Annotated in this window: 6 protein-coding genes; 2 read left to right on the top strand and 4 right to left on the bottom strand. The window is 34.4% G+C overall.

From position 1 onward, the window contains the following. Positions 1-7 precede the first annotated feature (7 nt). On the bottom strand, positions 8-1,381 hold the full coding sequence (locus PQ963_08800; protein ID MEN4029762.1) for a TldD/PmbA family protein: 1,374 nt from the start codon (positions 1,379-1,381) through the stop codon (positions 8-10). 165 nt (positions 1,382-1,546) lie between these two features. Between PQ963_08800 and PQ963_08805 the strand changes: the two genes are divergently transcribed. Both PQ963_08805 and PQ963_08810 read left to right on the top strand, forming a co-directional pair. Next, positions 1,547-3,094: a homocysteine biosynthesis protein gene (locus tag PQ963_08805; protein ID MEN4029763.1), complete on the top strand. Its 1,548-nt coding sequence runs from the start codon at positions 1,547-1,549 to the stop codon at positions 3,092-3,094. 2 nt (positions 3,095-3,096) lie between these two features. After that, entirely contained in the window at positions 3,097-3,483 is a 387-nt protein-coding gene (locus PQ963_08810; protein MEN4029764.1) for a 4Fe-4S binding protein, read from the top strand. Between the two features lie 94 nt (positions 3,484-3,577). On the opposite strand, the gene PQ963_08815 is transcribed toward PQ963_08810, so the two are convergent. The 3 genes from PQ963_08815 to PQ963_08825 all read right to left on the bottom strand — a co-directional run bounded on the left by PQ963_08815 (position 3,578) and on the right by PQ963_08825 (position 6,377). Continuing rightward, entirely contained in the window at positions 3,578-4,546 is a 969-nt protein-coding gene (locus tag PQ963_08815) for a hypothetical protein (protein ID MEN4029765.1), read from the bottom strand. 486 nt (positions 4,547-5,032) lie between these two features. Beyond that, positions 5,033-5,995 (bottom strand): methenyltetrahydromethanopterin cyclohydrolase, encoded by a 963-nt coding sequence (gene mch, locus PQ963_08820; GenBank protein MEN4029766.1) that lies wholly within the window; start codon positions 5,993-5,995, stop codon positions 5,033-5,035. A 214-nt stretch (positions 5,996-6,209) separates the two neighbouring features. Then, the gene (locus tag PQ963_08825) at positions 6,210-6,377 is read right to left on the bottom strand and encodes a His/Gly/Thr/Pro-type tRNA ligase C-terminal domain-containing protein (protein MEN4029767.1); all 168 of its coding nucleotides are present in this window, start codon (positions 6,375-6,377) and stop codon (positions 6,210-6,212) included. Positions 6,378-6,379: the final 2 nt, after the last annotated feature.

Below are 6,379 nucleotides of genomic sequence, written 5' to 3' on the forward strand. Positions count from 1 at the left end.
TCCAATTTTACATTACTCCACCGACTGTAGCCTCACTGACTCTTATATGAGGTCCCCCGTCTCCAACTGGAGCTGTTTGACCACCTTTACCACAAAATCCAATGCTCATTTTAAAGTCGCTTCCTACAGCGTCCACATGATTCAGGATTTCAAGAATATTCCCTGATAACGAAACATCCCTTAATGGTACTTTTATCTCTCCATTTTCTATCATGAATGATTCTGCAGCGTTGAACTGGAATATACCTTTTCCAGTATCTACCTGTCCACCTCTGGATCCTTTAAGATAAATTCCATTGTTCATATTTTCAATCAGCTCTTCAAATTTCAAATCTCCAGGTTTAAGATAGGTATTGCTCATTCTGACAATTGGCTGATCCCCTACTCTGGATCTGGCATTTCCAGATGAAGATATTCCAAGTTTTGCTGCAGTCTCCCTTGAACTTAAAAGAGATACTAATTTACCTTTTTCAACCAGAACGTTTTTTGATGTCTTCACGCCTTCAGCATCATATGCATAATATCCAAAAGCATCCATACTTGCATCATCAATAATAGTTACAAGATTTGACCCTATATAAGTATTCATTTTATCTTTAAGTATGGAATCGTTTTGTAAAATTAGATCAGCTTCAGATGCGTGGCCTAAAGCTTCATGAATAAACACTCCTGTAAGTTCAGGATCCATTACCACTGGAAACTTTCCTGAAGGTGGAGAACTCGCACTTAAAAGTCTAACTGCTTTATCTGCTGCTTTCCTTCCAAATTTTTCAATATCTTCTTTTTGAAGGACCTCAAAGCCACGTGCTCCCCCGGTGCTGCCATGTCCAAATTGAATGATGTTTCTATCAGCAGCCACTGCATTTAGAAACATTCCTACCCTTGATTCCTCGCTAATAATTGAAGCACCTTCAGTGCTTAAAAATGCTCCTGTTCCTTCTGCATCAACGTAACTTACAGTAGTGCTCACAATTTTATCAATTGTTGCTGCATGATTTGCTTCAGTCATGATTTCCTTTTTATCTTCGATGGAAACATCAGAGGGGATAATCTTAGCCCTTGATTTAACCTTATCTACATTAGGTTCAATATCAGCAAGTTCTACGTCACTTTTAAGTGATTTTACCAGTTTTAAAGCAGTTTCAACCATTTCGTCCATCCTGGAAATCTGAGTTGTGAATGCAGATCCCCATGCACCGTTTTTCAGTATTCTGATGGCACTTCCAAAATCAGACCCTGACCTGATTTCCTGGATCTTTCCGTCTTTCATTATGATAGATGTATTTTGACTGTCGCTTACTCTTATATCTGCATAATCTGTCTTTTTTTCTATTTTTGTTAGTATTGATTGAAACAGGTCAAGATCAATTTGATTTGTCATAAGTATCTCCCTTTTTACTCCATATTAATCACTATAATAATCTTAGCCTTTGAAATAGAATTTTACCTTTGAATTCTTTTATATTTATATGATCCTAATACAATATATGTTTAGATTTTTCCATTGGAAATATTTAATTTTGAAATCTGCGCCGGAAGTGATTAAATGAAGACAATTAAAGAGATTAATCAAAAAATCAGGGATGGGAATGCTGTTGTCTTAACTGCTGCAGAAATGACACAGTATGTTGAAGAAAATGGATTAAAAAAATCAGCAGAGGAAGTAGACGTTGTAACGACAGGTACTTTTGGTGCTATGTGTTCTTCAGGTGCATTTTTGAATTTTGGTCATTCTGATCCTCCAGTAAAAATGAATAGGACATTTTTAAACAGTGTTGAAGCATATTCTGGCCTTGCTGCTGTGGATGCGTATATAGGAGCAACTCAGCTTAATAAAAACCCACAAATAGGGATGGATTATGGGGGAGCACATCTAATTGAAGACATTATAAAAGGAAAAGAAATTGAATTAGTTGTAGAAGCTTATGGAACTGACTGTTATCCTACAATGGAAATAGAGACCATTATTGATATTGAAAGTTTAAACTATGCAACTATGGTTAATCCAAGAAACTGTTATCAAAACTATGCTGTTGCCACAAATTCAACAGATGAAACTTTATACACCTATATGGGAACTTTATTGCCGAACTATGGCAATATAAATTATTCAAGTGCTGGACAGTTAAGTCCATTAATTAATGATCCCTATTTTGAGACAATGGGAATGGGAACAAGGATATTCCTATGTGGAGGGGAAGGATATATCATTGGAGAAGGAACACAACACTCTACTGGAGTTGAACGGCGAAATGGAGTTCCTGTTGGTCCTGCTGGAACATTGATGCTCATGGGGGACATGAAAAAAATGAGCAGCGACTTTGTTAGAGGAGCTACCATGCAAAAATACGGCCCTACACTGTATGTTGGAGCTGGAATCCCTATTCCGATCCTTAACGAGAGAATAGCTAAAAGAACTGCCATAAGCGATGAAGATATAACCTGCAGAATTTTTGATTATGGAATCCCAAGACGCAGCCGTCCAGTTTTAAAAGAAACTAATTACAAAGAGTTAAAAACAGGAAAAATCGAAATTAACGGCATTGAAATTAAAACATCTCCATTATCTTCCTATAAAAAGGCTGAAGAAGTTGCCTGTGAACTTAAAGAATGGATAAGTAGGGGAAAATTCTTCCTTACAGAGCCAGTTAATCATATACCCTCTAAAGGATACACAGTTAAACCTCTTGAAATTAAGAAACCTTCAATCCTTGTAAAAAATATTGAGAGTAAGCCTGTGATAATAGCTCACCCTACAGATGAAATAGGTGATGTTGCCAGAAAATTAGTGGAAAATAACATTAACCATCTGCCTGTTGTAGATACTGATAGTAAACTCATGGGCATTGTAACATCATGGGACATAGCAAATGCCATTGCCAGAGGAAAGGCAAAATTAAAGGATGTTATGACAAAAAGGGTAATAATTGCAAGAGAAGATGAACCTGTGGATGTTGTAGCACGTAGAATTGATAAATATGAGATTTCTGGACTTCCAATTGTCGATAAGGACAATAAAGTAAAAGGGATGATTACTGCAGAAGATATTTCTCGGTTAATTGGTGAAAGTGCAAAAAATAATGATGGGGTGTAAGTATGAAAGCATGGTTAACGTTTTCACCAGATATAGTCAATAAATCAATAATTTCAGATGCAATGAGAAGATATAACATTACATTTAACATATTGAGGGCAAATATAACTCCAAAAGGTGGTAAAGCACTTATTGAACTTGAAGGAGAAAATATAGATGAGAGTATTGAATATATGGAACATCAGGGAATACAGGTAGACCCAATTAAAAAGGTCTTAAAAAGAGATGAAGAAAAATGTGTAGATTGTGGTGCATGTGTTTCTTTGTGTCCTGTTAAGGCAATTTGCATAAAAGATGACTGGAGTATTGGAATAGATAATGAATCATGTATTGGATGTGGATTCTGCACTGGTTCCTGCCCTATGAAGGCCCTGACCATTGTTGAATAAAAAATATTTTTTAAATTTCTCTGATTCTGGCATCTTCACACACTGATTTGCTCGAAATTTCGAAACAGAGTTATTTGAGCATGTTAATACACAATTAGTCACTGGTTATAAGCATTAATACCCTTTTAGATATAGTATCTGCCCTTTCCGTACTCATTATGGGATATAAGGGCTTAATATTATCTATTAATGTTACTCTACTCTCTGAAAGATACCGAGCAGGCTCATTTATCCCTCTAAACTCGTGCGATGAGAAATCATCATCATGTGCTCTTGGTAAATAAGATCGATCTGTTAATATTACATCGGGAGACACGTTAACATAGATTATTCCTCTTAAATCCCGGGCATATTCATATAAATACCCTTTATCTGCTTTTCCATTTGTTTCAGGGCCACTAATACCATCAGTTAGGTCTTTTATGGTCCCTGCACAATTATAGTTGATTATAACAATAGCACTGTCTTTTGGAGCATTTTTCACTGATCTTGGTACCTGGTTGGGATTAGGGGCGTTGTGATCTATTATAACATTGATCCCATTCTTCTTTAAATTAGAAGCTACTCTTTTTAAGAATCTCATGTCAGCATTTTTGCTAATTACGTTATCTGATGTTAAATAAACTGTTTTTGTACCGTTTAAATTCCATGCTGTCCCTGAAGGATCATTTGATTTGTTTAAGCTATAAGTAGTAACATTTTCTGTAACATTATCTGGCGCAGCCTGAACAGCTTTATGATGGTTATTATTATCAGATACATTTTTATCCTTAAAAATTCCAGAATCATCATCTTTCATTTTTGAGTATAGATATTTGAAATCAAAGCCAACAAAAATCTTTGATTTTTGTTGCGCCAAATCGAAGATTTGACAGATTTCAGATGTTTCATCTATTGCTTCCATATACGGGAAGTTTTTATTATATTGTAAATTAGAGTTTAAACTATGATTTGTTTCATTTACTGACGTGTTTAATGCTATGCTCCCTCCAATTGTAGTTATTAAAAAAATTACAACTGGAAGAAGCAGTAGCAAATGCTTGTCATCATCATCTTCTATCATCCTTTTACATCCTCCTGAAAAAAACTGTTATCTAATTTTTGTTAAGTATTAACCCTTCTTATTAATACTTAATTGTAATATTTTGCACAAACAAGCATATAAATTTATCTACTTAGTTGCGCTCCATTAAGTTTATAAGGGATAATTTCGGACTTAAATTCAAAAATAAACCTTAATATATCGAATTTAAAAAGAGGAAAATTAGCCTTTTATTCTATTATTCAAATTGTAACAACTAAATTTAAAACAAAATAAGGGCCATCACCCATTTTAAATAAACTCAATTATTTGTTGGTAAACGTCGTAATAAAGCATTTTAATGGATTATAAAGTTTTCGAAATTATAAATATAATTCTCAATATTTGATTACAGAATTTTTTTAAAAATTTAAAAAAATAATATTTTATTACATTTTAAGAAATTTAAAAATAGAATATTTCAAAATTTAGAAAAAATAAGGATAAAAAAAGAAAAAATAGAATATATTACAAACCAAATGATTTCATAAGAAGCTCAGTGTTTACATATCCTTCTCTAAATACTTTTCCAGTCCTTAAATCATTAATAACAACTTCAGCAGGTGCAAACATTCCTTTATCAATTTTGTAAAAATCATATTCCGCTTCTTTGAACACGTCGTAGAATGGTTTTCCATAACCTGCAGATGCAGATGATGGTAACTGTTCAGCTAAAGCCTTTAAATCGTCTCCTTCTTCAGATTGGATGTAGTAATAAGTCCTACCTCCGAATAAAACAGCATCATTTGTTTTACCCATTGCTTTAAGTCCGTCAGGGTCAACAGGAGCTATTGGAGCAATTCCTGCCGCAAACTTAACTTTTTTAACGTCAAAGTGGAGTGCTTCAAGCATCTTGTAGGTACCATTTTCCACAACTCTCCCTGCTATTTGAATTGAACCAACAATGGATGATGTTGGAGCAACAAGAACAGTAACGTTTTCTGGTAAGACACCGCATTCTTTTGCAATAGTATCGGTAACGTCAGCACCAGGTAATTTGTCAGCTTCAAGTGTAAGGATTGCAACATCTGCCTCATCTTTATACCCGATCTCTTTATATGTTTCAGCTGGTTTTAAAGCTAATGCTCTTGCCGGACCAGAACCAAGGGCAAAGAAATCCCCAACACTTACAGACCAGCCTGCTTTTTGCGCTCCAAGTGTTGATATTGCCGGAGAATCAGTTTTAATCTTAACAGAGGGTAATGCAAACTTTTCTGAGAGGTCGCCAGGGATTGAAATTCCAACTTCAGCGAGCCCTCCAAGACATACCTTGGTGTAAAGTTCACCTGCTTTTAAGCTTCCAGACACGTTTACACCAGCATCGATTACTGTTGAACCATTTTCAAGTTTTTCAACCATTAAATTTAATTCGGCTGAGTTTTCTATCATTAAGTCTACTGTTTTTTTGGCTTCTAAATTGATACTTACCATTATTTCACCTCAAAAATCATTTAAAATCTTTCAAAACCGGTGGTTTTTGAAGGATTCACAAATTTCTCACATCTTCGAATCTGTGCATTTTTCAACCTGAAATAATCTTTCTTAGATACGATCATTATATGGGGTTTAAGATTTATCTCTTAATTAATTTACTATTTAATTTTTTATACAATGTGCGAAAAATCATGTAAATTTGAAAAATTAATTATTCTATATCTTCAAATTTAACCCTGAATTTTATAAGGTCTTCTATGATTGCACTGATATTTGAAATAGGGATTCTTTTTTGCTTAAGGGTATCTCTGTTTCTTATGGTTACTTTATTATCTTCCAGAGAATCATGATCAACGGTTAATGCAAAAGGAACTCCAATTT

The sequence above is a fragment of the Methanobacterium sp. genome (assembly GCA_039666455.1).
In the GTDB taxonomy this organism is placed as follows: Archaea; Methanobacteriota; Methanobacteria; order Methanobacteriales; family Methanobacteriaceae; genus Methanobacterium_D.

Bases quoted from the DNA above. Each gene is read 5' to 3' on its own strand.
- PQ963_08800 (MEN4029762.1), bottom strand. From the start codon at position 1,381: ATGACAAATCAAATTGATCTTGACCTGTTTCAATCAATACTAACAAAA.
- PQ963_08805 (MEN4029763.1), top strand. From the start codon at position 1,547: ATGAAGACAATTAAAGAGATTAATCAAAAAATCAGGGATGGGAATGCT.
- PQ963_08810 (MEN4029764.1), top strand. From the start codon at position 3,097: ATGAAAGCATGGTTAACGTTTTCACCAGATATAGTCAATAAATCAATA.
- PQ963_08815 (MEN4029765.1), bottom strand. From the start codon at position 4,546: ATGATAGAAGATGATGATGACAAGCATTTGCTACTGCTTCTTCCAGTT.
- mch (MEN4029766.1), bottom strand. From the start codon at position 5,995: ATGGTAAGTATCAATTTAGAAGCCAAAAAAACAGTAGACTTAATGATA.